19 protein-coding genes and 1 tRNA gene are annotated in these 22,964 nt (G+C 62.7%); 18 read left to right on the plus strand and 2 right to left on the minus strand.

Annotated elements, in window-relative coordinates; translation table 11 throughout:
• The first annotated feature begins 46 nt into the window (after nucleotides 1-46).
• From HV796_RS23280 to HV796_RS23295, 4 genes are all read left to right on the plus strand, one after another.
• The gene (locus HV796_RS23280; RefSeq protein ID WP_175228870.1) at nucleotides 47-499 is read left to right on the plus strand and encodes a CBS domain-containing protein; all 453 of its coding nucleotides are present in this window, start codon (nucleotides 47-49) and stop codon (nucleotides 497-499) included.
• A gap of 358 nt (nucleotides 500-857) precedes the next feature.
• The gene (locus HV796_RS23285; protein WP_175228871.1) at nucleotides 858-2,795 is read left to right on the plus strand and encodes an MFS transporter; all 1,938 of its coding nucleotides are present in this window, start codon (nucleotides 858-860) and stop codon (nucleotides 2,793-2,795) included.
• A 159-nt stretch (nucleotides 2,796-2,954) separates the two neighbouring features.
• Nucleotides 2,955-4,055: a chorismate synthase gene (gene aroC / locus HV796_RS23290; protein ID WP_175228872.1), complete on the plus strand. Its 1,101-nt coding sequence runs from the start codon at nucleotides 2,955-2,957 to the stop codon at nucleotides 4,053-4,055.
• Between the two features lie 98 nt (nucleotides 4,056-4,153).
• Nucleotides 4,154-5,629, plus strand: coding sequence for a tetratricopeptide repeat protein (locus HV796_RS23295; RefSeq protein ID WP_175228873.1), 1,476 nt, complete (start codon nucleotides 4,154-4,156; stop codon nucleotides 5,627-5,629).
• Nucleotides 5,630-5,741: 112 nt separating this feature from the next.
• Here HV796_RS23295 and HV796_RS23300 read toward each other — a convergent pair whose 3' ends face one another.
• Nucleotides 5,742-7,415 carry an electron transfer flavoprotein-ubiquinone oxidoreductase gene (locus HV796_RS23300; protein WP_175228874.1) on the minus strand — a complete coding sequence of 558 codons (1,674 nt, stop codon included), beginning with the start codon at nucleotides 7,413-7,415 and terminating at the stop codon, nucleotides 5,742-5,744.
• 233 nt (nucleotides 7,416-7,648) lie between these two features.
• On the opposite strand from HV796_RS23300, the gene HV796_RS23305 reads away from it, so the two are divergent.
• Nucleotides 7,649-8,428, plus strand: coding sequence for an SDR family oxidoreductase (locus HV796_RS23305; protein WP_175228875.1), 780 nt, complete (start codon nucleotides 7,649-7,651; stop codon nucleotides 8,426-8,428).
• Nucleotides 8,429-8,517: 89 nt separating this feature from the next.
• Entirely contained in the window at nucleotides 8,518-8,952 is a 435-nt protein-coding gene (locus HV796_RS23310) for an acyl-CoA thioesterase (protein WP_246355996.1), read from the plus strand.
• 68 nt (nucleotides 8,953-9,020) lie between these two features.
• On the opposite strand, the gene HV796_RS23315 is transcribed toward HV796_RS23310, so the two are convergent.
• On the minus strand, nucleotides 9,021-9,566 hold the full coding sequence (locus HV796_RS23315; RefSeq protein WP_175228877.1) for a LuxR C-terminal-related transcriptional regulator: 546 nt from the start codon (nucleotides 9,564-9,566) through the stop codon (nucleotides 9,021-9,023).
• Nucleotides 9,567-9,892: 326 nt separating this feature from the next.
• Here HV796_RS23315 and HV796_RS23320 point away from each other — a divergent pair, with 326 nt between their 5' ends.
• The 12 genes from HV796_RS23320 (at nucleotide 9,893) to pheT (ending at nucleotide 22,938) form a co-directional block, all read left to right on the plus strand.
• Entirely contained in the window at nucleotides 9,893-10,597 is a 705-nt protein-coding gene (locus HV796_RS23320) for a CoA transferase subunit A (protein WP_175228878.1), read from the plus strand.
• 2 nt (nucleotides 10,598-10,599) lie between these two features.
• Nucleotides 10,600-11,241 (plus strand): CoA transferase subunit B, encoded by a 642-nt coding sequence (locus HV796_RS23325; protein ID WP_175228879.1) that lies wholly within the window; start codon nucleotides 10,600-10,602, stop codon nucleotides 11,239-11,241.
• 221 nt (nucleotides 11,242-11,462) lie between these two features.
• Nucleotides 11,463-12,398 (plus strand): alpha/beta fold hydrolase, encoded by a 936-nt coding sequence (locus HV796_RS23330; protein WP_175228880.1) that lies wholly within the window; start codon nucleotides 11,463-11,465, stop codon nucleotides 12,396-12,398.
• A 72-nt stretch (nucleotides 12,399-12,470) separates the two neighbouring features.
• Nucleotides 12,471-12,824 carry a RidA family protein gene (locus tag HV796_RS23335; protein ID WP_175228881.1) on the plus strand — a complete coding sequence of 118 codons (354 nt, stop codon included), beginning with the start codon at nucleotides 12,471-12,473 and terminating at the stop codon, nucleotides 12,822-12,824.
• A gap of 92 nt (nucleotides 12,825-12,916) precedes the next feature.
• Nucleotides 12,917-15,244, plus strand: a complete 2,328-nt coding sequence (locus HV796_RS23340; protein ID WP_175228882.1) for a RelA/SpoT family protein — start codon at nucleotides 12,917-12,919, stop codon at nucleotides 15,242-15,244.
• A 149-nt stretch (nucleotides 15,245-15,393) separates the two neighbouring features.
• Nucleotides 15,394-15,470, plus strand: a tRNA-Val gene (locus tag HV796_RS23345).
• Nucleotides 15,471-15,791: 321 nt separating this feature from the next.
• Complete coding sequence (gene thrS, locus HV796_RS23350) at nucleotides 15,792-17,699, plus strand: threonine--tRNA ligase (RefSeq protein WP_175228883.1); 1,908 nt, start codon at nucleotides 15,792-15,794, stop codon at nucleotides 17,697-17,699.
• 50 nt (nucleotides 17,700-17,749) lie between these two features.
• A complete protein-coding gene (infC, locus tag HV796_RS23355; RefSeq protein WP_134196353.1) occupies nucleotides 17,750-18,274 on the plus strand; it encodes a translation initiation factor IF-3 in 525 nt (174 codons plus the stop codon).
• Nucleotides 18,275-18,598: 324 nt separating this feature from the next.
• Complete coding sequence (gene rpmI, locus HV796_RS23360) at nucleotides 18,599-18,796, plus strand: 50S ribosomal protein L35 (protein ID WP_175228884.1); 198 nt, start codon at nucleotides 18,599-18,601, stop codon at nucleotides 18,794-18,796.
• A gap of 30 nt (nucleotides 18,797-18,826) precedes the next feature.
• The gene (gene rplT, locus HV796_RS23365) at nucleotides 18,827-19,186 is read left to right on the plus strand and encodes a 50S ribosomal protein L20 (RefSeq protein WP_006052502.1); all 360 of its coding nucleotides are present in this window, start codon (nucleotides 18,827-18,829) and stop codon (nucleotides 19,184-19,186) included.
• Between the two features lie 192 nt (nucleotides 19,187-19,378).
• Nucleotides 19,379-20,392 (plus strand): phenylalanine--tRNA ligase subunit alpha, encoded by a 1,014-nt coding sequence (pheS, locus tag HV796_RS23370; RefSeq protein WP_175228885.1) that lies wholly within the window; start codon nucleotides 19,379-19,381, stop codon nucleotides 20,390-20,392.
• 104 nt (nucleotides 20,393-20,496) lie between these two features.
• Entirely contained in the window at nucleotides 20,497-22,938 is a 2,442-nt protein-coding gene (pheT, locus tag HV796_RS23375) for a phenylalanine--tRNA ligase subunit beta (RefSeq protein ID WP_175228886.1), read from the plus strand.
• Nucleotides 22,939-22,964 lie beyond the last annotated feature (26 nt).

Below are 22,964 nucleotides of genomic sequence, written 5' to 3' on the forward strand. Positions count from 1 at the left end.
AAATAATGCCATTCAAGCCTTTCCGCGCTTCATCAGGAGACGAATCATGCGAGTCAGCGATATCCTCAAAGTCAAAGGGAATACCCTATTCACGGTAACCCCCGACACTCCGCTCAATGACGCAGTCAATGCGATGGCCGAACACGATATCGGCTCGCTCGTCGTGATGGAGTACGGCGACCTGGTCGGCATGCTGACCTTCCGGGAAATCATCCTCACGTTGTCCCGCAACGGCGGCAGTGTCGGCACCACGACGATCCGCAAGATCATGGACGACCATCCGGTAACCTGCACGCCGGAAACGGACGTCAACGAAGTGCGCCGCATGATGCTCGAGCATCACGTGCGTTACCTGCCGGTCATGGACAGCCGCGCGCTGATGGGCGTGATTTCGTTCTATGACGTCGCGAAGGCGGTGGTCGAAGAGCAGGGCTTCGAGAACCGGATGCTGAAGGCCTACATTCGCGACTGGCCGGAAGAGCGGGAACAGGCACAGTAAGGGGTTCTGTCACGGGTCCATTCAGGACCGACCGCGGTAACGGCGACGAAAAGGGCGACGAAAAGGGCCACGCTATCCGGCGCACACACCGGGTGAACGCGCCCCCGCTCCCGCCGCGGAGCACACCGGCCACCCGACGGGCGAGCAGACTTCACGTTACCGCGTCACCCGTTTGGTGTACGGTACGGGTTATCCCGATGTCGCCGCGCTGTTGTCGATACCGGATCGCTGACGATGCATTGGAGCGCGCGCGCAAGCGTGCGCTTTTTTGTGTCCGCTCGCGCGGCCAGTTGGCCGCCCGACGGACCATCGTCTACCTTACATTGTGCCTTTCGGCCTGACCCGCCCCGCCCACCCGATGAGCGACCGACCGCTACCCGCCGCCCGCCGTGCCGCCCGCGCTGATGACGCGCATGGATCGCAGTTCCGCCTGCTGCGCGAGCGGCGTTTCGCGCCGTTTTTCTGGACACAGTTTCTGGGCGCGATGAATGACAACGTGTTCAAGATCGGTTTCACGTCGCTTGTCACCTATCAGGCCGCGCGTTTTTCCGGCGTGAACGCGGAGACGGCCGCGTTTCTGATCTCCGCCATCTTCATCCTGCCGTTCGTGCTGTTTTCGGCCACCTCCGGCCAGATCGCGGACAAGTACGACAAGGCGATGCTGACACGCTTCGTCAAGACCTTCGAGATCGGCGTGATGGTGGTCGGCGGCGCGGGCTTCTGGCTGCACAGCGCGCCGCTGCTGTACCTGTGCACGTTCATGATGGGGGTGCATTCGACGTTATTCGGCCCGGTCAAATACGCGTATCTGCCGCAGCATCTGGAAAAGCAGGAGCTGGTCGGCGGCAACGGGCTCGTCGAGATGGGCACGTTTGTCGCGATTCTGCTCGGCACGATCGTCGGCGGTGCGGCTGCGGGCCTTGCGTCGCACGGTGAGGCCATTCTCGCGGGCGGCTGTATCGCGATTGCGGTGATCGGGCGTGTGGTGTCGGGGTTCGTGCCCGCGTCGAGGCCCGCGCAGCCCTGCCTGCAGATCAACTGGAACCCGGTCAGCGAGACCTGGCGCAATCTGAAGCTCGCGCGCGAGCAACGGACCGTGTTTCTGAGCCTGCTCGGCATTTCGTGGCTATGGTTTGTCGGCGCGACCTTTCTGTCGTCGTTTTTCCGTTTCGCGAAGGAGGTGCTTTCCGCGAACCCGGATGTCGTGACCGTGTTGCTCGCGACGTTCTCGATCGGGATCGGCATCGGTTCGCTGATGTGCGAGCGGCTCTCGAAGCGCCGTATCGAGGTCGGCCTCGTCCCGCTCGGTTCGATCGGCATCAGCGTGTTCGCGATTGACCTGTTCTTCGCGAGCCATGCGCTGCCGAGTGCGCCGCATCTGCTGTCGGTCGCCGAGTTTGTCGCGGTGCCGGCGCACTGGCGTGTGCTGGCCGATCTGTTTCTGCTGGCGATGTTCGGCGGCTTTTACAGCGTGCCGCTCTACGCGCTGATTCAGTCGCGCAGCGTGCCGAGCCATCGCGCGCGCATCATCGCGGCGAACAATATCCTGAACTCGCTGTTCATGATCGTATCGGCGCTGATGGCGGTCGCGTTGACGTCAGCGGGTGTAGGTATCCCGGGCCTTTTTCTGGTGACGGCGCTGCTGAATGTGGTTGTAGCGATCTATATCTACTCGCTGGTGCCGGAGTTTCTGCTGCGCTTTATCGCGTGGCTGCTCGTGCACACGTTCTACCGGATTCGCCTCGTGCACGCCGAGCGTATTCCCGAGGCGGGCGCGGCGGTGCTGGTCTGCAATCACGTGAGCTATGTCGACGCGATCGTGATCATGGCCGAGAGTCCGCGGCCGATCCGCTTTGTGATGGATCATCGGATTTTTCGCACACCGATCGTCGGCTGGCTGTTTCGCGACGCGAAGGCGATTCCGATCGCGCACGCCCATGAGGATGCCGCGCTGCTCGGGCGCGCGTACGACGCCTGCGCACAGGCGCTCGCCAACGGGGAACTGGTTTGTATCTTTCCCGAGGGCAAGCTGACCCGAACCGGCGACATCAATCCATTCCGCCATGGCGTCACCGAGATCTTGCGCCGCGCGCAGGCGCCTGTCGTGCCGATGGCGCTGTGCGGGCTGTGGGGCAGCGTGTTTTCACGCGACGATGGCGCGCATTGGCCGCGGCCGGTGCACAAGGGCGTGATGAGCCGGCTCACGCTGGCGGTCGGCGAACCGCTCGACCCAGCGCAGGTGACGCTGGAGGGCTTGCAGCAGATCGTCACCGAGTTGCGTGGCGCGCGAAAGTAGTGACGCGAACAGGCGGTAAAGCGGGCAAAACCGGCAAGCAAACCAGCGAACGGAGCAACCAGACCGGCACGCGAGTGAAGGTTGCCGCCCACTGCCAGCGGTTTGCGCGTTCCGGGGCTGGCATAATGACGGTTTCCGGCTTTACTTTGGACGACGCTCATGTCCGGCAACACCCTCGGTACGCTTTTCACCGTCACGACTTTCGGCGAATCGCACGGTCCCGCGATCGGTTGTGTGATTGACGGCTGCCCACCCGGCATGGCGCTCGTGGAAGCCGATATCCAGTTCGAACTCGATCGCCGCAAGCCGGGTACGTCGCGTCATGTCACGCAACGCCAGGAAGAAGACAAGGTCGAGATTCTGTCGGGCGTATTCGAAGGGTGCACCACCGGCGCGCCGATCGCGCTGCTGATTCGCAATACCGACCAGCGCAGCAAGGACTACGGCAACATCGCCGACACGTTCCGCCCCGGCCACGCCGATTACACGTACTGGCAAAAGTACGGCATTCGCGACTATCGCGGCGGCGGGCGCTCGTCGGCGCGCCTGACCGCGCCGACCGTCGCCGCTGGCGCGGTCGCGAAGAAATGGCTGCGCGAGCAGCTGGGCACCGAGATTCGCGGTTATATGGCCGCGCTCGGCGAGATCGACGTGCCGTTCGTCGACTGGGCGCAGGTGCGCGAGAACCCGTTCTTCGCGCCGAATGCGGACATCGTGCCGCAGCTCGAAGCGTATATGGATGCGCTGCGCAAGGACGGCGATTCGATCGGCGCGCGTATCAACGTGGTCGCGTCCGGCGTGCCGGTCGGGCTCGGCGAACCGCTGTTCGACCGGCTCGACGCCGACATCGCGCACGCGATGATGGGCATCAACGCGGTAAAGGGCGTCGAGATCGGCGCGGGCTTCGCCAGCGTCGCGCAACGCGGCTCGGTGCATGGCGACGAACTGACACCCGAAGGCTTCGTCGGCAACCATGCGGGCGGCGTGCTCGGCGGCATTTCGACCGGCCAGGACGTCACCGTATCGCTCGCGATCAAACCCACGTCGAGCATCCGTACGCCGCGCCGTTCGATCGACAAGGCCGGGCAGCCGGCCATCGTCGAAACGTTCGGGCGGCACGACCCGTGCGTCGGCATTCGCGCTACGCCGATCGCCGAGGCGATGCTCGCGCTGGTGCTGATCGATCACGCATTGCGGCATCGCGCGCAATGCGGCGATGTGGTCGTCGCGACGCCAAAGATCGCGGCGAGCGCGCCATAACCGTGCGCTAACGACGCGCGGTCGACGGTCTGCCGGATCGGCTGGCCGTCGGACCGACGCGCGACCCCACACCGATTTTCCGTACGTGGAGCACACGAATGACAGACTCCACACCTTCCAGCGCCGCCCCATTGGCGCAACTCCGTGCGCGCGTAGAGGCGCCGACCGCGGTGGCTGCCGACTGGCTCGCGTACGGCAACGCGCTACTCGCGCAAGCCGGGCGCGACACACAGCGCTTGTGTGACGCGCTGAACGCGCTGGTGCGCGCGTGGCGACTCGACGCATCGAGCGACCCTGCGCTATTGCCGACGATTGCGCAGACCGCGTTTATCGTGCGCGACTGGTCGCTCGTCGAATCGGCGACGGCCTTGCTGCTCGCGCGCGATCCCGCCGATGCGAACGCGCTCGTCTGGCGCGCGGCCGCGGCTCAGCAACGCGACGATTTCATCGAGTCCGAGCGCTTGCTGCTCGAAGCCGCGCGCGTCGCGCCGAACAATCCGGTGGTGCTGCACAAGCTTGCGTTGTGCATCAAGGAGCAGGCACGCTTTGCGGAGGCTGAAGCGCTATTGCGCCGCGTGCTCGAACTGTCGCCGCAGAGCCCGCATGCGCTATTCGATCTGGCGGAGCTCGAGATCCGCGCGGGCCGCTTCGCGCAAGGATGGCCGCATTACGAAGCGCGTTTGACGTTCGACGACGGCATCGACAACGCGCAACAGGCGCTCGCGGCAATCAGCCCGCATTGGCGCGGCGAGTCGCTCGCGGGCAAGACGCTCGTCGTGTACGGCGAGCAGGGCCATGGCGACTGCCTGTGGGCGGTGCGCTTCCTGCCGCATGTCGCGCAACGCGCGCGCGAACAGGGCGGTCGCGTGATTTTCGGCCATGAAGGGCCGCTGCGCGCGTTGTTCGAGCGCATGCTTCCCGCCGATGTTGCGCTGGAAACCCGCCTCGACACGCATCCCGACTTCCACTGCGGACTGATGAGCCTGCCGCTGCATCTCGGCATACACGATGCGGCCGGATGGGCGCAACCGTATCTGAGCGCAGACCCGGTGCGCATCGATGCGTGGCGCCAGTATGTCGTTGCGGCGGCAACCAACGGTCAATGCCGCGTCGGGCTTGTCTGGAACGGTAATCCCGCGCATATCCGCGATGTGCGCCGTTCCGTGCCCATCGAGCAACTCGGGCCGCTGCTCGAGGTCGGCGGCGTCACATGGTTTGCGCTGTCGCCAAGGCGTGCGGTGACGGTTGAGCAATGGCGCGCGCACGGCATGAACATCGTCGACCCGACCGGGCACTTCACGGCCGGCTTCGACGATGTCGCCGCGTTGCTGATGAACCTCGACCTTGTCGTGACGATCGACAGTGGTCCTGCGCATCTGGCCGGCGCCCTCGGCGTTCCGACCTGTCTGATGATCGATCGCGTGTCCGCGTGGTTCTGGGGCAGTGAAACGCAAAGCACGCCGTGGTATGGCTCGATCGAGCTATACCGGCAGCCTACGGTCGGCGCGTGGGCGCCGGTGATCGGGCAGGTAAGAGCGAGAATCGAAACGCTGGCCGCTACGCGCGGGGATTAACGCAACCCCTCGCACGGTGACGTGCCGCCAACAGAAAGCGCCGCTTCAAGCGGCGCTTTCATCTCCAGTGGCGCATGCAATGCATGCTTGCACGTCGCAGGCGTGCACGGCATCACATATTCGGATAATTCGGCCCGCCGCCGCCTTCAGGCGTGACCCACACGATATTCTGCGTCGGGTCCTTGATGTCGCAGGTCTTGCAGTGCACGCAGTTCTGCGCGTTGATCACGAGATGCTCGTTGCCGTCGTCGCCTTTGACGAACTCATAGACCGCGGCGGGGCAATAGCGGCTCTCCGGTCCCGCATAGGTCCTGAAGTTGATATTGACCGGCACCGACGGGTCTTTCAGCGTCAGGTGCGCAGGCTGGTTTTCCTCGTGATTCGTGTTCGAGATGAACACCGACGACAGCCGGTCGAAGGTCAGCTTGCCGTCCGGCTTCGGGTAGGGGATCGGCTTGCATTCGGCGGCGGGCTTCAGCATCTCGTGGTCCCAATGCTGATGATGCAGCGTCCACGGCACATTGCCGCCGAACACCTTCTGCTCGATCCCGACCATCAGCGTGCCGAGATAAAGACCTTTGCTCATCCACTGCTTGAAATTGCGCGCACGGTGCAGTTCGCCATGCAACCACGATTGCTTGAACGCGTCCGGATACGCGGTCAGTTCGTCACCCTGACGACCCGCTTGCAGTGCGTCGAACGCGGCCTGCGCGGCAAGCATGCCGGACTTGATCGCCGCGTGGCTACCCTTGATACGCGACGCGTTCAGAAAGCCCGCGTCGTCACCGACCAGCGCACCGCCCGGAAATACGAGCTTCGGCAGCGACAGCAGCCCGCCCGCGGTGATCGCGCGCGCGCCGTACGATACGCGCCTGCCGCCGTCGAGAAACGCGCGGATCGACGGATGCGTCTTATAGCGCTGGAACTCCTCGAACGGCGACAGATACGGATTCGTATAGCCTAGCCCAACGACAAAACCCACCATCACCTGGTTATGGTCGATGTGATAGAGGAACGAGCCGCCGTAGGTCTGCGAGTCGAGCGGCCAGCCGGCGGTGTGGATCACGAGGCCGGGCTTGTGCTTCGCCGGGTCGATCTCCCACAGTTCCTTGATGCCGATTCCGTACACCTGCGGGTCGGCGCCGTCGCGCAGCTTGAACTGGTCTTGCAACTGCCGGCCGAGGTGCCCGCGCGCGCCTTCGCAAAAGAGCGTGTATTTTGCGTGCAACTCCATGCCGAGTTGGAAATTTTCGGTCGGCTGACCATCCTTGCCGACGCCCAGATTGCCGGTCACGACGCCCTTGACCGAGCCGTCGTCGCCGTATAGCACGTCGGCGGCCGGGAAGCCCGGAAAGATTTCGACGCCGAGCGCTTCGGCCTGTTGCCCAAGCCAGCGCGTGACGTTCGCGAGGCTGATCACATAATTGCCATGATTCTTGAAGTTATCGGGCAGCGCCCAGTTAGGCACCGTGGTCGCGCCCGTTTCGGTCAGGAACAGGAACCGGTCTTCGCTCACCTCCACGGTAAGCGGCGCGCCTTTTTCCTTCCAGTCCGGCATCAGTTCGTTGAGCGCGCGCGGATCCATGACCGCACCCGACAGGATATGAGCCCCGATCTCCGATCCCTTTTCGAGCACGCAGACGCCCAGTTCGGCACCCTTTTCCTGCGCGAGCTGCTTGAGCCGGATGGCCGCGGCAAGCCCGGCTGGCCCGCCGCCGACGATCACGACGTCGTATTCCATCGACTCGCGCGGGCCATACTGCTCGATGAGACTTGCGGGGGTCATTGAAACTCCTCTTGCCGTTAGAATGCTCTTTTCGGGATCGTATTGTGGGCGAACGGTCCCGGCGCTGCAACCGGATGCAACGTCATTAGGACGATCGTACTATTATTCGGCCTCGGCTCGACAGTGTATGCCGACATGCCACGCGACGGGCAGACGCGTGGTTCGCGCTGCTCACGCGCTAGTGTGCGCCGCCGCGGCGCCCGGGCCGCTCCAACGAAACAAGGAAAACCACGATGGGCCGTTCGATCAATCTGGAAGGCAAGGTCGCGCTGATTACCGGCGCGTCCACTGGGCTTGGCAAGCGGTTCGCACAAGTGTTGTCGCAGGCTGGCGCGAAGGTCGTGCTGGCAAGCCGCCGCATCGAGCGCCTGAAGGAGCTGCGCGCGGAAATCGAAGCCTCGGGCGGGGCGGCGCACGTCGTGTCGCTCGACGTCACCGACTATCAAAGCATCAAGGCCGCGGTCGCGCATGCGGAAACCGAGGCCGGCACGATCGACATTCTGGTCAACAACTCCGGCGTGTCGACCACGCAGCGGCTGGCGGAAGTGACGCCCGCCGACTTCGAGTACGTGTTCGATACGAACACGCGCGGCGCGTTTTTCGTCGCGCAGGAAGTCGCGAAGCGCATGATCATGCGCGGCGCGGGCAGCGGCGGCAAGCCGCCGTACCGGATCATCAATATCGCGTCGATGGCCGGGCTGCGGGTGCTGCCGCAAATCGGTCTGTACGCGATGAGCAAGGCGGCGGTCGTTCATATGACGAAGGCGATGGCGCAGGAGTGGGGCCGGCATGGCATCAATGTGAACGCGATCTGCCCAGGCTACATCGAAACCGAGATGAACCACCATCACTGGTCGACTGAACAGGGCCAGAAACTGGTCTCGATGCTGCCGCGCCACCGCGTCGGCAAGCCCGACGACCTCGACGGCCTGTTGCTGCTGCTCGCCGCCGACGAGTCTCAATTCATCAACGGCTCGATCATCGCCGCCGACGACGGGTTCGGCCTGTCGTAAGGCATTTCGTTTCGGCGCCGCCGCGCGCCTGGCGTGGCCGTGATCATGGAATGACCGCGGCCGCGTCCGCTTTACCCTGGAAGAGTCTGATGAACGATTACCACGCAGTATTCGAAATGTCGCTGCCGATCCGTTGGGGCGACATGGACGCATTCGGCCATGTGAACAACACCGTTTACTTTCGCTACATGGAGCAGGTGCGGATCAGCTGGTTCGAGCATGCCGGTCTGTTGCAACTGAGGCCTGATGGCGAGGGGCCGGTGATCGTCAATGCGTCGATGGAATTCCTGAAACAGCTGCAATACCCGGGTGATGTGATCGGCAAAATGTCGGTCGGCACGCCGGGCCGCAGCAGCTTCGATACGGGCTTCATCCTGATGCGCGCCGACGATCCGCATACGGTCTATGCGCGCGGCAATGCGCGCTGCGTGTGGGTCGACTACAAGGCGGGCAAGTCGGTGCCGATGCCCGACAGTCTGCGCGCGGTGATCGAGAATGCACCGCTTGCGCAAGCGGCTGCGTAAGAGGACAAGTTCGTCGTCACGGTTGGGCTTCGTTGTCGTGAGTCGGTGTCCTGGCCCGATGCGCTGGGTCAATGTCCCAACAGCCGCTGTAATAGCTCAGTCGCGTTGCATGTATCGTATTTGCGCATCAGCCGCGCGCGGTACACGTCGACCGTGCGTGAGCTGATGTCGAGTATCCGGCCGATCTGCTTGCTGGTCTTGCCGGTCACGAGCTGCGCGGCGATCTCCCGCTCGCGCGGCGTCAATTCGATCGCGACGCGTCGCGTCGCGCTCAGATCCTCGAAAGTCCAGACGCCTGCCGCGTGCGGATCGGTGCGCTCGAGCGAGCGGCCGGTTACGTGGCACCAGAACAGCTCGCCGTTCGCGCGCTTCATGATGCGGTCGTCCGCGTAGCTGCCCTGCGCGGTCATGATCGGCGGAATGCGCGCACCGATCCGCTCGAACTCGTCGGCCGACGGATACAGCACCTGAAACGACTGGCCAAGCAGCGCCTCGCGTGTGCAGCCGAAGATCGATGCGAGCGCGTCGTTGCAGTCTTCGATCACGCGCGCGCGCGAAAGCACAAGGCCGATCGGCGCGAGATGGAAGGCGGTTTGGTAGTCCAGGGCGGGCATGAATGCGGTACGAATACTTATGTATTTTTGCGTATTGTGCCGTAATGGGCGGGCGTCGTACCCTTTGCCCATCAAAACGTAAGTCGCGGCAGCAGGCGGGCGGTTACCCGGTTCTTCGTTATGCGCGTTGTTATCCGCTTGTCAGGACGACACTTCAGCTTCGGCTGGTCGCGGATGTCCGAGCAGTTTGTACTGCGCTTGCTGCCAGTGACTAGAATGACGGTGCGGGCATTGCCCGTTGCGCGTCGATTGGATCGCATTCGTTGCGCGTGGAAGAAAAAGCATCGGGTCGATTCTGGGTTTCCATTCAAGGAAGGGACATATTGATGAACAAGGTCTATCCGAGCGCGGCCGAAGCGCTCAAGGACATCGTCAAGGACGGGCAGACGTTTGCCGTCGGCGGTTTCGGCCTATGCGGCATTCCTGAAGCACTGATCGCCGCGCTGCGCGACTCGGGCGTGAAGGGCATCACGTGCATCAGCAACAACGCCGGTGTCGACGGCTTCGGTCTCGGCCTGCTGCTCGAAACGCGCCAGATCAAGAAAATGGTCTCGTCGTACGTCGGTGAGAACAAGGAGTTCGAGCGCCAGTTTCTGGCCGGCGAACTCGAACTGGAATTCACGCCGCAAGGCACGCTCGCCGAGAAGCTGCGCGCGGGCGGTGCGGGCATTCCGGCGTTCTTCACGAACACCGGGTTCGGCACCGTCATCGCGGACGGCAAGGAAACGCGCCAGTTCGGCGAAAACCACTACGTGCTCGAGCATTCGCTCACGGCTGACGTCGGGCTCGTGAAGGCGTGGAAGGCGGACAAGTCGGGCAACCTGATCTATCGCCGCACCGCGCGCAACTTCAATCCAATGTGCGCGATGGCGGGTCGCATCACGGTGGCGGAAGTCGAAGAAATCGTCGAAGTCGGCCAGCTCGATCCGGACGCGATCCATACGCCGGGCATTTTCGTGCAGCGGCTCGTGCTCAATGCGCATCCGGAAAAGCGTATCGAACAACGTGTGACCCGCGCGAAAGGAGCGTGATCATGGCCTGGAATCGTGACGAAATGGCCGCACGCGCGGCGAAGGAACTGCAGGACGGCTTCTACGTGAACCTCGGCATCGGCTTGCCGACGCTGGTCGCGAACCATGTGCCGTCGGGCATCGAAGTGTGGCTGCAATCGGAAAACGGATTGCTTGGCATCGGGCCGTTTCCGACGGAAGACGAAGTCGATGCGGATATGATCAACGCCGGCAAGCAGACGGTGACGACGCTGCCGGGTTCGTCGATCTTCTCGTCGGCGGATTCGTTCGCGATGATTCGCGGCGGCCACATCAATCTCGCGATCCTCGGCGCGATGCAGATCAGCAAGACGGGCGATCTCGCGAACTGGATGATCCCGGGCAAGATGATCAAGGGCATGGGCGGCGCGATGGATCTGGTGGCGGGCGTGAAGCGCGTCATCGTGCTGATGGAGCATGTCGCGAAGGGCGATCAGCACAAGATCCTCGAAGCATGCACGCTGCCGCTGACCGGTGTCGGCGTCGTCGATCGGATCATTACCGATCTCGGCGTGATCGACGTGACCGACAAGGGGTTGAAGCTCGTTGAGCTGGCGCCGGGTGTGTCGGTCGACGAAATCAAGGCGAAGACCGGTGCGCCGCTCGACGTGAGCGCGGTGCACTGATTGGTTCGATCGGCGGTGCGCCAGTGCGAGCGGGCGTGACGAGAGTCACGCCCGCTGTGTTTTTGAGGGTGCTACGTGACGCTCGCCGTCGCGTGTCGCCGTGCCAGCAAAAATGAAGCGGATACAATCAGCTGGATTGTGACTGCGCGAAGGTCTTGCGCTATCTATGGCCTATCCGCACCAGTCTTCACTTCGTTTCGTCCGTCCAGGAGGGAATCACGATGACCGACGTGTCCGCATCCGTCACCCGCACCGACCTCAACACCGCTTCCAGCCAGAGCATGCCGCGACAGCGCTACGTGCAGTGCCTGAGCCCCGCCGGCCTGCATCGGCTCGCGTACACGGAGTGGGGCGACCCGCACAATCCGCGCGTAATCGTCTGCGTGCATGGCCTCACGCGCAGCGGTCGCGACTTCGACCGTTTTGCCGCCGCGATGGCGACGACACATCGTGTCGTGTGCCCCGATGTGGTTGGGCGCGGGTTGTCGTCATGGCTCGACAATCCGAACTTCTACGGCGTGCCGCAGTACGTCGCGGACATGGTGACGCTGATCGCGCGTCTCCAAGTGGAGACCGTCGACTGGTTCGGCACCTCGATGGGTGGCCTGATCGGCATGGCGCTCGCGGGTCTGAAGGGCTCGCCGGTGCACAGGATGCTGATCAACGATGTCGGCCCGCATATCGAACCGGACGCGCTGAAACGGATCGGCGCCTATCTCGGCAAGCCGGCGCGCTTCGACACGTTGCAGCAGGGTATCGAGCACGCGGCGCTGCTGGCGGAATCGTTCGGACCGCTGACACCCGACGAATGGCGCGAGATCAACACGCCGCTGCTGCATGAGCGCGACGGTGCATGGCAATTCCGCTACGACCCGCGTATCGCGCAGCCGTTTACCGCGGTGACGCCCGAAATGTCCGCACTCGGCGAAGCGGCATTGTGGAAATCGTTCGCGGCAATCGAGGGGCCGGTGCTCGTGGTGCGCGGCGCGCAATCGGATCTGCTGTCGCGCGACACGGTCAAGCAGATGGTTGAGCGGGGGCACAACGTATCGAGCGTCGAGATCGATGGCGTCGGGCATGCGCCGGCGTTTCTCGCGGCCGATCAGATCGCGCTCGCGCGGCGCTTCTTCATCGGCGAGTCCGTCGACGCGTCATAATAGAGGGTCGCGCCGGCGCGGGCCGTGCCCACGTTGCCGGCCAGCTCAACCATTCAACCATCAGGGACTCTCATGGCAGTCATTCGTCACCACGTCGGCAAGCGTCTTTCGGAAATCGCCGTGCACAACGGCACCGTGTACCTGGCTGGGCAGATCGCCGAGGACACCAATCAGGATATCGGTGGCCAGACGCGTGAAGTGCTGGGTCACGTCGACCGTCTGCTTGCCGAGGCGAACAGCGACAAATCGCATTTGTTGTCAGTGCAGATTTTTATCGCCGATATGGCTCAATTCGGCGGCATGAACGCCGTGTGGGACGAGTGGGTCGCGCAGGGCGCGACGCCGCCGCGCGCGACGGTCGAAGCGAAGCTCGCGAACCCGAAATGCCTCGTTGAAATCGTCGTGGTCGCCGCGCAGCGCAACTGATGCTCGCCCGTTGCACCGCCGTTGCTGTGTTGTTGTAGTCATTGCCTGACCGCCCGCTCGCCCGCGGTATGCATGCCGTGGGCCGTTGCATCATGAATACCGAGACCTCGACGACCGCTCCCGCTTCCTTGCCATCGTTCGACGATGCGCTTGCCTTCGTGCGCGAGCGTGCAGGCGAGGCGCGGCTGTCGTCGGGGGAGTCGCTCGCCGAACATGCGGCGGGCACCGCGTCGATCATGCGCACGCTTAACGTCGATCCGCCGGCGGTGCTGGCGGCAGCGTTGTTCAATTTGACGCCGTATCTCGAAGACCCGGAGAAAGTGATCGCCGAGAAGTTCGGCGACGAAGTCGCGCAGCTGGTGAGCGATGTGCGCAAGCTGCTGCGACTCGGCACGGTCAGTCTGCGCGCCGCTGCGCAAAGCGCGCTGCCCGAGACGGGCGGACGCGACGCGCAGGCGGCCCGCCGTGCGCAGGTCGAAGCGTTGCGCAAGATGCTGCTCGCGTTCGCCCAGGATATTCGCGTCGTGCTGATCCGGTTGGCGTCGCGTCTGCAGTCGTTGCGCTACTACGCGGCGGCGAAGCTGGCGCCGTCGCCGGAGGTCGCGCGCGAAACACTCGACGTCTACGCGCCACTCGCGAACCGGCTCGGCATCTGGCAGTTGAAGTGGGAGCTCGAAGATCTCGCGTTCCGCTTCGAGGAGCCGGCCACCTACAAACGCATCGCGAAGCTGCTCGATGAAAAACGGGTCGAACGCGAGACCTATATCGCCGAAGCGATCGCGCGACTGCAGCGGGAGCTGGCGGCCGCGCAGATTCGCGCCGAGGTAAGCGGACGGCCGAAACACATCTACAGCATCTGGCGCAAGATGCGCGGCAAGGATCTCGACTTTTCCGAGCTCTATGATGTGCGCGCATTTCGCGTGATCGTGTCGGACATCAAGGATTGCTACACCGTGCTGGGTATCGTGCACAACTTGTGGCAGCCGGTGCCGAGGGAGTTCGACGACTATATCTCGCGACCCAAGCCGAATGGCTACAAGTCGCTGCATACGGTCGTGATCGGCGACGACGGCCGCGCGTTCGAAGTGCAGATTCGCACGCAGGAGATGCATCGGTTCGCCGAATATGGCGTGGCCGCGCACTGGCGCTACAAGGAAGCGGGCACGCGCGGCTACGGCGGGCAGTTCAGCGCGAGCGGATCGTACGACGAGAAGATCGCATGGCTGCGTCAACTGCTGGCGTGGAAGGAAGAGGTGTCCGAGCGCGAGCAAGGCGACGCGAGCGGCCAGCGCGAAGACCAACCTGAGCGCGATGGCGGTTGGCCGGATCACGGCGGCGCGGTGCGCGACGAAGCCGATCCGTCTCATCAGCCGTGGCGGTATCTGCGCGACGCGACGCTTAACGACGATCACATCTACACGCTCACGCCGCAGGCGCGTGTGATTCCGTTGCCACAAGGTTCAACGCCGCTCGATTTTGCGTATCACCTGCACAGCGAGCTTGGGCATCGCTGCCGCGGCGCGCGCGTCGACGGCGCGATGGTGCCACTCAACACGGCGTTGCAGAACGGGCAGACGGTCGAGATCGTCACGGTGAAGGAGGGCGGGCCGTCGCGCGACTGGCTCAATCCGCAACTGGGCTATCTGCGCAGCCCTCGCGCGCGGCAGAAAGTGCGTGCGTGGTTCAATGCGATCGACTCCGCGGAGAACATCGCGAACGGCCGCGCGCTGGTGGAAAAGACGTTGCAGCGCGAAGGCAAGAGCTCGGTCAATCTCGATCAGCTTGCCGCGAAGCTCGGCTTCAAGGCGCCCGAAGATCTGTATGCGGTGGTCGGCAAGGAGGAGTTCAGTCTGCGCCTGATCGAGCAGGCGTTGAGCGACGCACCGCCGGCCGAGCCGGAAGTCGAGGCGCCCGAGCAGTTCGAAAAGCGCAGCAGTGGCGCGAGCGTCGCTCACGGTGCGTCGACGGGCGTGCTGGTCGTCGGCGTCGATGCCTTGCTGACCCAGCTTGCACGTTGTTGCCGGCCGGCGCCGCCCGACGACATTGCCGGTTTTGTCACGCGGGGCAAGGGCCTGTCCGTCCATCGCAGCGATTGTCCGACCTTCCTGCGCATGGCGGCGCGCGCGCCGGAACGCGTGCTGCAGACCACGTGGTCCGCGGACGTGATGAGTGGACGCGGTCAGTCGGTGTATCCGGTTGATCTCGCGATCGAGGCGACCGATCGGCAGGGCTTGCTGCGCGATATCTCCGAAGTCTTCGCGCGCGAGAAGATGAACGTGATCGGCGTCAAGACGCAATCGCGGCGCAACGAGGCTTACATGCTGTTCACCGTCGAGGTGTCGAGCGCGTCGCAGATTCAGCGTGCGTGCACACTGCTCGGCGAAGTGACGGGCGTCGTGCGGGCGACGCGTAAGGGTTGAGCGGACACGCTTGTGAGCGCGACTTGGGCGGCCATTTGGCGGGCACTCGAAGGGCGTTTCAGGGCACGCAAAAATGACCGGCGTTTTTAATGTCGGCGCATAAAAATACTTGCCAACACTCTGAGTGCTCCATATAATCTCGTTTCTTCAGGCTCGTAGCTCAGCTGGTTAGAGCACCACCTTGACATGGTGGGGGTCGTTGGTTCGAGTCCAATCGAGCCTACCAACGAAAATCGAAACGTCGGTGCATCGCGTCGGCGTTTCAAAAGCGCAAGAGATGCGAACAAGGTTCGCGTCACTATGGCGAACATGGCACCCGCCAGGATGGCGAGCATGGTTATGACACCGCGAACGTTGACGGACACGACTTCGGAGCGACGCTAGTCGAGGACCCTGTTCGCCTTTATCGCCCTTGCGATTTGCTGAAAAGTGAATGCGGCCCCTCGATAGCGGGGCCGCATTTTTTTTGCCTTTGATTTTTGTCGCAGTCGTTTTTTAAACGAGTGGTTGGAGCTGCCGCCGGCCGGTCGGCATCACGGAGAAAACAATGGTTTCGATACGTCTGCCCGATGGTTCTGTTCGACAGTACGATCACCCCGTGACGGTCGCCGAAGTCGCGGCGTCAATCGGCCCGGGTCTCGCAAAAGCGGCGCTCGGTGGCAAACTCGACGGCGAGCTCGTCGATACGTCCGCACTGATCGATCACGATGCGTCGCTGGCCATCGTGACGGAAAAAGACGCGGACGGCCTCGACATCATTCGTCATTCGACGGCGCATCTGCTTGCGTACGCGGTCAAAGACCTGTTCCCCGAGGCGCAAGTAACGATCGGTCCGGTGATCGACAACGGCTTCTACTACGACTTCGCGTACAGCCGCCCGTTTACGCCCGAAGATCTCGAGAAAATCGAAAAGCGCATGCAGGAGCTCGCCAAGAAGGATGAGCCGGTGTCGCGCCGTGTGGTGTCGCGCGACGAGGCGGTCGAGTACTTCAAGAGCATCGGCGAGAAATACAAGGCTGAGATCATCGAATCGATTCCGGCCAACGAAGAGATCAAGCTGTATTCGCACGGCGGCTTTACGGACCTGTGCCGCGGCCCGCACGTGCCGTCGACGGGCAAGCTGAAGGTCTTCAAGCTGATGAAGCTCGCGGGTGCGTACTGGCGCGGCGATGCGAAGAACGAGCAGTTGCAGCGTATTTACGGCACGGCCTGGACGAAGAAGGAAGACCAGGACGCGTATCTGCACATGCTCGAGGAGGCGGAAAAGCGCGACCACCGCAAGCTCGGCAAGCAGCTCGATCTGTTCCATATGCAGGACGAGTCGCCGGGTATGGTGTTCTGGCATCCGCGCGGCTGGACGCTGTGGCAGCAGGTCGAACAGTACATGCGCCGCCGCGTGAACGAGGCCGGCTACCTCGAGATCAAGACGCCGATGATCATGGACCGCTCGCTATGGGAAGCGTCGGGCCACTGGCAGAACTACCGCGAAAACATGTTCACGACGGAATCGGAAAAGCGCGACTACGCGATCAAGCCGATGAACTGTCCTGGGCATGTGCAAGTGTTCAATCATGGGCTGCGTTCATACCGCGATTTGCCGCTGCGTTTCGCGGAGTTTGGCTCGTGCCATCGGAACGAGGCATCGGGTGCGTTGCACGGATTGATGCGCGTGCGCGGCTTCGTCCAGGATGATGCGCATATTTTCTGCACGGAAGACCAGTTCATCAGCGAGTCGATCGCGTTCAACACGCTGGCGATGAGCGTGTATAAAGATTTCGGCTTCGAACAGGTCGACATCAAGCTGTCGCTGCGCCCGGACGCGCGGGCCGGCACGGACGAAACGTGGGACCGCGCGGAGGAAGGGCTGCGCGAAGCGCTGCGCGCGTGCAACGTGCAATGGGAAGAACTGCCGGGCGAGGGCGCGTTTTATGGTCCGAAGGTCGAGTACCACATCAAGGACGCACTCGGCCGGTCGTGGCAGTGCGGCACGCTGCAACTCGATATGGTGCTGCCGGAACGGCTGGGCGCCGAGTTCGTCGCCGAAGACAATAGCCGCCGGCGGCCGATCATGCTGCACCGGGCAATCGTCGGATCAATGGAGCGCTTCCTCGGAATCCTGATCGAGCACCATGCTGGTGCAATGCCCGGTTGGCTTGCGCCTTTGCAGGTCGTGGTCATGAATATCGCAGAAGGCCAGGCCGAATATGCGAAAAATCTGGCTCATTCGTTGCAAAAACAAGGGGTTAGAGTGGAAGCCGATTTGCGCAACGAGAAAATAAGCTATAAAATACGCGAGCACACGCTTCAAAAGGTCCCGTACTTGCTGGTCGTCGGCGACAAAGAGCGTGATGCTCAAACGGTAGCCGTGCGTGCCCGTGGCGGCGTCGATCTGGGCGTAATGCCCGTCGATGCGTTCAGTGAGCGTCTGCGTCAGGAAGTGCAGTCGTTCCAGTAACCCACTTGGCAGCGCGGCTCGTTTTTTTCAATTTTTAGAGGAAACGTAACATCGCTACTGATAAGTCGTCGCATCGCATCAACGGTGAAATTACTGCACCCGAGGTGCGTCTGGTCGGAGTCAACAACGAACCGCTGGGTATCGTAAAACTTGCTGATGCGTTCCGTATGTCGGAGCAGCAGGACGTAGATCTGGTCGAAATTGCCCCGCAGGCGGTCCCGCCGGTTTGCCGGCTGATGGATTACGGCAAGTTCAAGTACCAGGAAGCGAAGAAGCAGCACGAGGCCAAGCTGAAACAAAAGGTTATCCAGGTGAAGGAAGTGAAATTCCGCCCGGGTACCGATGATGGCGACTACAACGTCAAGCTGCGCAATCTCGTTCGCTTCCTCGAAGACGGCGACAAGACGAAAATCACGTTGCGTTTCCGTGGCCGCGAAATGGCTCACCAGGAAATCGGTATGCGCATGCTCGAGCGTCTGCGCACCGACCTCGACGAAGTCGGCCAGGTTGAGCAGATGCCGAAGATGGAAGGGCGCCAGATGATCATGGTGCTGGCGCCGAAGAAGAAGAAGTAAGCTTGCGCGTCGTTTGATGCGCGCTGTGATCGCCGGGATGGGCGCTCGCAGGTAGCTCTCGCAGGTTTAGAGTCGGTTTGAGGTTGAGCAGCACGTGTAGGAATCGAACGGTGCTTCGTCGGAAAGAAAGCGGCGAAGCCCGGCAAAGTTTCGGAACGGCGCCCGCACCTTGCAGTACAGCGGGCGTTTTGTCTGAAAAGCAGCGGCCGTATCGTAATAGCGTCGGCCGTCTGCATACCAAGTGGACTGGGTTTCAAAGGGCGGGTGAAGGGCCGTCAAGGCCAACCGCACACCCATATCCATCAAATAATGGAGTTGTTCGTCATGCCTAAGTTGAAGACCAAGAAGAGTGCTGCAAAGCGCTTCAAGGTGCGTCCGGGCGGGACCGTCAAGCGCGGTCAAGCCTTCAAGCGCCACATCCTGACCAAGAAGAGCACGAAGAACAAGCGTCAACTGCGCGGTTCCACGTCGGTCCATGAGAGCAACATGGCCTCCGTGCGCGCAATGCTGCCGTTCGCGTAACCCCTTAACCGATACTCACAGGAGCGAAACATGCCTCGAGTCAAACGTGGGGTTACCGCACGGGCCCGTCACAAGAAGATCATCAAGCTGGCCAAGGGTTACCGCGGCCGTCGCAATAACGTCTACCGCATCGCCAAGCAGGCGGTGATGCGTGCAGGCCAGTACGCGTACCGCGATCGCCGCAACAAGAAGCGTGTGTTCCGCGCATTGTGGATCACGCGTATCAACGCGGCGGTGCGTCAGCATGACATGACGTACAGCGTGTTCATCAACGGCCTGAAGAAGGCGTCGATCGAACTCGACCGCAAGGTGCTGGCTGACATGGCTGTGTTCGACAAGGCTGCTTTTGCGGCAATCGTTCAGCAGGTGAAAGCCGCCGTTGCAGCCTGATCGTGGCTGGTGCGCCTCGGCGCACCACCGGCGTCAGAAGCAGGACGCCCGGTAACTGCAAGGTTCGTTGCAGCGAATACCCGGACATCCCGGTGACGCTGCAACAAAAACGGGGCTCCTCACCGAGCCCCTTTTTTGTTGGTCGAGCCGGATTTGCTTCAATTGAACACTGACGTTGAGAAGATGGGATCAATGGACCTGGACCAAATCGTCACCGACGCGCAAAGCGCCTTCGAACACGCCACCGATGTCACCACGCTCGAAAACGAGAAGGCGCGTTTTCTCGGCAAGTCGGGCGCGCTGACCGAACTGCTCAAGGGGCTTGGCAAGCTCGATCCCGACACGCGCAAGACCGAAGGTGCGCGCATCAACGTCGCCAAGCAGCAAGTGGAAGCGGCACTCACCGCGCGCCGCCAGGCGCTCGCGGACGCGCTTCTGAACCAGCGTCTGGCCGCTGAAGCGATTGACGTGACGTTGCCCGGCCGCGGTCAGGGCGCGGGTAGCCTGCACCCGGTCATGCAGACCTGGGAGCGCGTCGAGCAGATTTTCGGCTCGATCGGCTTTGACGTCGCCGACGGCCCCGAGATCGAAACCGACTGGTACAACTTCACCGCGCTGAACAGCCCGGAAAATCATCCGGCGCGTTCGATGCAAGACACGTTCTACGTCGACGGCCAGGATGCCGGCGGCCGTCCACTGCTTCTGCGCACGCATACGAGCCCGATGCAGGTCCGTTACGCGCGCACGCACACGCCACCTATCAAAGTGATCGTGCCGGGCCGTACGTATCGCGTCGACAGCGACGCGACCCACTCGCCGATGTTCAACCAGGTCGAAGGCCTGTGGATCGAAGAGAACATCAGCTTCGCGGACCTGAAGGGCGTCTACACCGATTTTCTCAAGAAGTTCTTCGAGCGCGACGATATTCAGGTACGTTTCCGCCCGTCGTACTTCCCGTTTACGGAGCCGTCGGCCGAGATCGACATGATGTTCGAGCACGGCAAGAACGCGGGCCGATGGCTTGAGATTTCCGGCTCGGGCCAGGTTCACCCGACGGTGGTCGGCAACATGGGCCTCGATCCGGAGCGCTACATTGGCTTCGCATTCGGCAGCGGCCTCGAGCGTCTGACGATGCTGCGCTATGGTGTGCAGGATCTGCGTCTGTTCTTCGAAGGCGACTTGCGCTTTCTGCGGCAGTTCGCCTGACATCGCAGGCGCCGCAAGCTGTGTTTTTGGCGCGGCGCGGGCGTAGCGATGCAGCAGCCCGTGCTGGCCGGACGTGACTCAACCCGTTTAGAACGTAGAGAACCATGCAATTTCCGGAATCCTGGCTCAGAACCTTCGTCGATCCGCAACTGACGACCGAGCAGCTGTCGCATGCGCTGACGATGTCCGGTCTTGAAGTCGAAGATCTGCGGCCGGTCGCACCGCCGACGTCGAAGATCGTCGTCGGCCGCGTGCTCGAAGTGGTCAAGCACCCGGACGCCGACAAGCTCAACGTCTGCCAGGTCGATGCCGGCACCGGCGCGACGCTGAACATCGTCTGCGGCGCACCGAATGTTGCGCCGGGCATCAAGGTCCCGGTTGCGCTGGTCGGCGCGCAACTGCCGCCCGCCGAAGCGGGCGGCGCGCCGTTCGAGATCAGGCTGTCGAAGCTGCGTGGCGTCGAGAGCCAGGGCATGTTGTGCTCGGCACGCGAGCTGAAGCTTTCGGAAGACCACAGCGGTCTGCTGGTTCTGCCTGAAGACACGCCGATCGGTCAGGATATTCGCGACACCCTGAAGCTCGACGATACGATTTTCGAAGTCAAGCTGACGCCGAACAAGGCGGACTGTCTGTCGGTGTTCGGTATCGCGCGGGAGACGGCCGCGATTACCGGCGCGCCGCTCAAACCGGTCGATATCAAGCCGGCGCCGGTCGCGCTGAACGAAACGCTACCGGTGAAGATTTCGGCCCCCGACCTGTGCGGCCGTTTCTCCGGCCGTGTGATTCGCGGCGTGAACGCGCGCGCGAAGTCGCCGCACTGGATGGTCGAGCGTCTCGAGCGTTCGGGCCAGCGCAGCATTTCGGCGCTCGTCGATATCTCGAACTACGTGATGCTCGAGCTCGGCCGTCCGTCTCACGTGTTCGATCTGGACAAGATCCATGGTTCGATGGACGTGCGCTGGGGCAAGCGCGGCGAGACGCTCAAGCTGCTGAATGGCAATACCGTCGAGGTCGACGAAACGGTCGGCGTTATCGCTGACGATCGTCACATCGAAAGCCTGGCCGGCATCATGGGCGGCGACAGCACCGCAGTCACGCTCGATACCACGAACATTTATCTCGAAGCGGCGTTCTGGTGGCCGGACAGCATCCGCGGCCGCTCGCGCCGGTACAACTTCTCGACCGACGCCGGACATCGTTTCGAACGTGGCGTCGACTACTCGACGACCGTCGAGCATATCGAACGAATCACCCAGCTGATCCTCGACATCTGCGGCGGGCAAGCGGGCCCGGTCGACGATCAGATCGTCAACGTGCCGAAGCGCGCGCCGGTCAGGATGCGCGTCGTGCGTGCGCAGCGCATCATTGGCATTGCGATCGGCGCCGATCAGATCGCGGACATCTTCACGCGTCTTGGCCTCGACTACGATCGCGAAGGCGACACGTTCGCAGTCACGCCGCCGCCGTACCGATTCGACCTCGAAATCGAAGAGGACCTGATCGAGGAAGTCGCGCGCATCTACGGCTTCGAAAAAATTCCGGCGCGTCCGCCGGTCGCGAAAAGCGAAATGCGCGCAACCCACGAAACGCGCCGTTCGATCCATGCGCTGCGTCACGCGCTAGCCGCGCGCGATTACGCGGAAACGGTCAACTTCAGTTTCGTCGACGCCGAATGGGAACAGGACTTCGCCGGTAACCGCAACCCGGTGCGCCTGCTGAATCCGATTGCAAGCCAGCTGTCGGTGATGCGCACGTCGCTGTTCGGCAGCCTGATCAATGTGCTGCGGCATAACCTGAACCGGCGCGCGGACCGCATCCGCGTGTTCGAAGCGGGTCGTGTGTTCCTGCACGACCCGTCGATCGTCGCGGGCGAGATGACGGTCGAGGGTTTCGCGCAGCCGAAGATGCTGGGCGCGCTCGCGTACGGTCCGGTGCGCGAGGAACAGTGGGGCGCGCCGACGCGCGCGGTCGATTTCTTCGATGTGAAGGGCGATGTCGAAGCGCTGTTGACGCCGGCGCTCGCATCCGCCGCGCGCTTCGTGAAGACGGAACACCCGGCGCTGCACCCGGGCCGCAGCGCGCGTATCGAGCTCGATGGCCGCGCGGTCGGCTGGATCGGCGAACTGCATCCGCGCTGGATGCAGAAGTACGACCTGCCGCACGCGCCGATTCTGTTCGAAATCGAAGCGGAAGCCTTGATGCGGCGCGAATTGCCGAGTCCGACCGAGGTGTCGAAATTCCCGCCGGTGCGGCGTGATATCGCGGTCGTTGTCGACCAGAAAATCGACGCTCAGGCACTCCTCGACGAGATGCAAAACGCGTTTTCGGTCGACGCGTGCAAGACCGTTCAGAGGGTTGCACTTTTCGATGAATTTCGTCCAAAATCAAATACTTCCGGTGGGCTGGCAGCCCACGAGAAAAGCCTTGCGTTCCGTGTGACCTTGCAAGATACTGGTGGGACCCTTCAGGATGAAACGGTCGATCTGGCCATTCAGACCCTGCTGGATCGTCTGGCTCGAGCATATGGCGCACGGTTGCGCGGATAACCCGCAGGGCGGGTTGGTTTCGGTTG

It is taken from the genome of Paraburkholderia humisilvae (assembly GCF_902859855.1).
GTDB lineage: Bacteria > Pseudomonadota > Gammaproteobacteria > Burkholderiales > Burkholderiaceae > Paraburkholderia > Paraburkholderia humisilvae.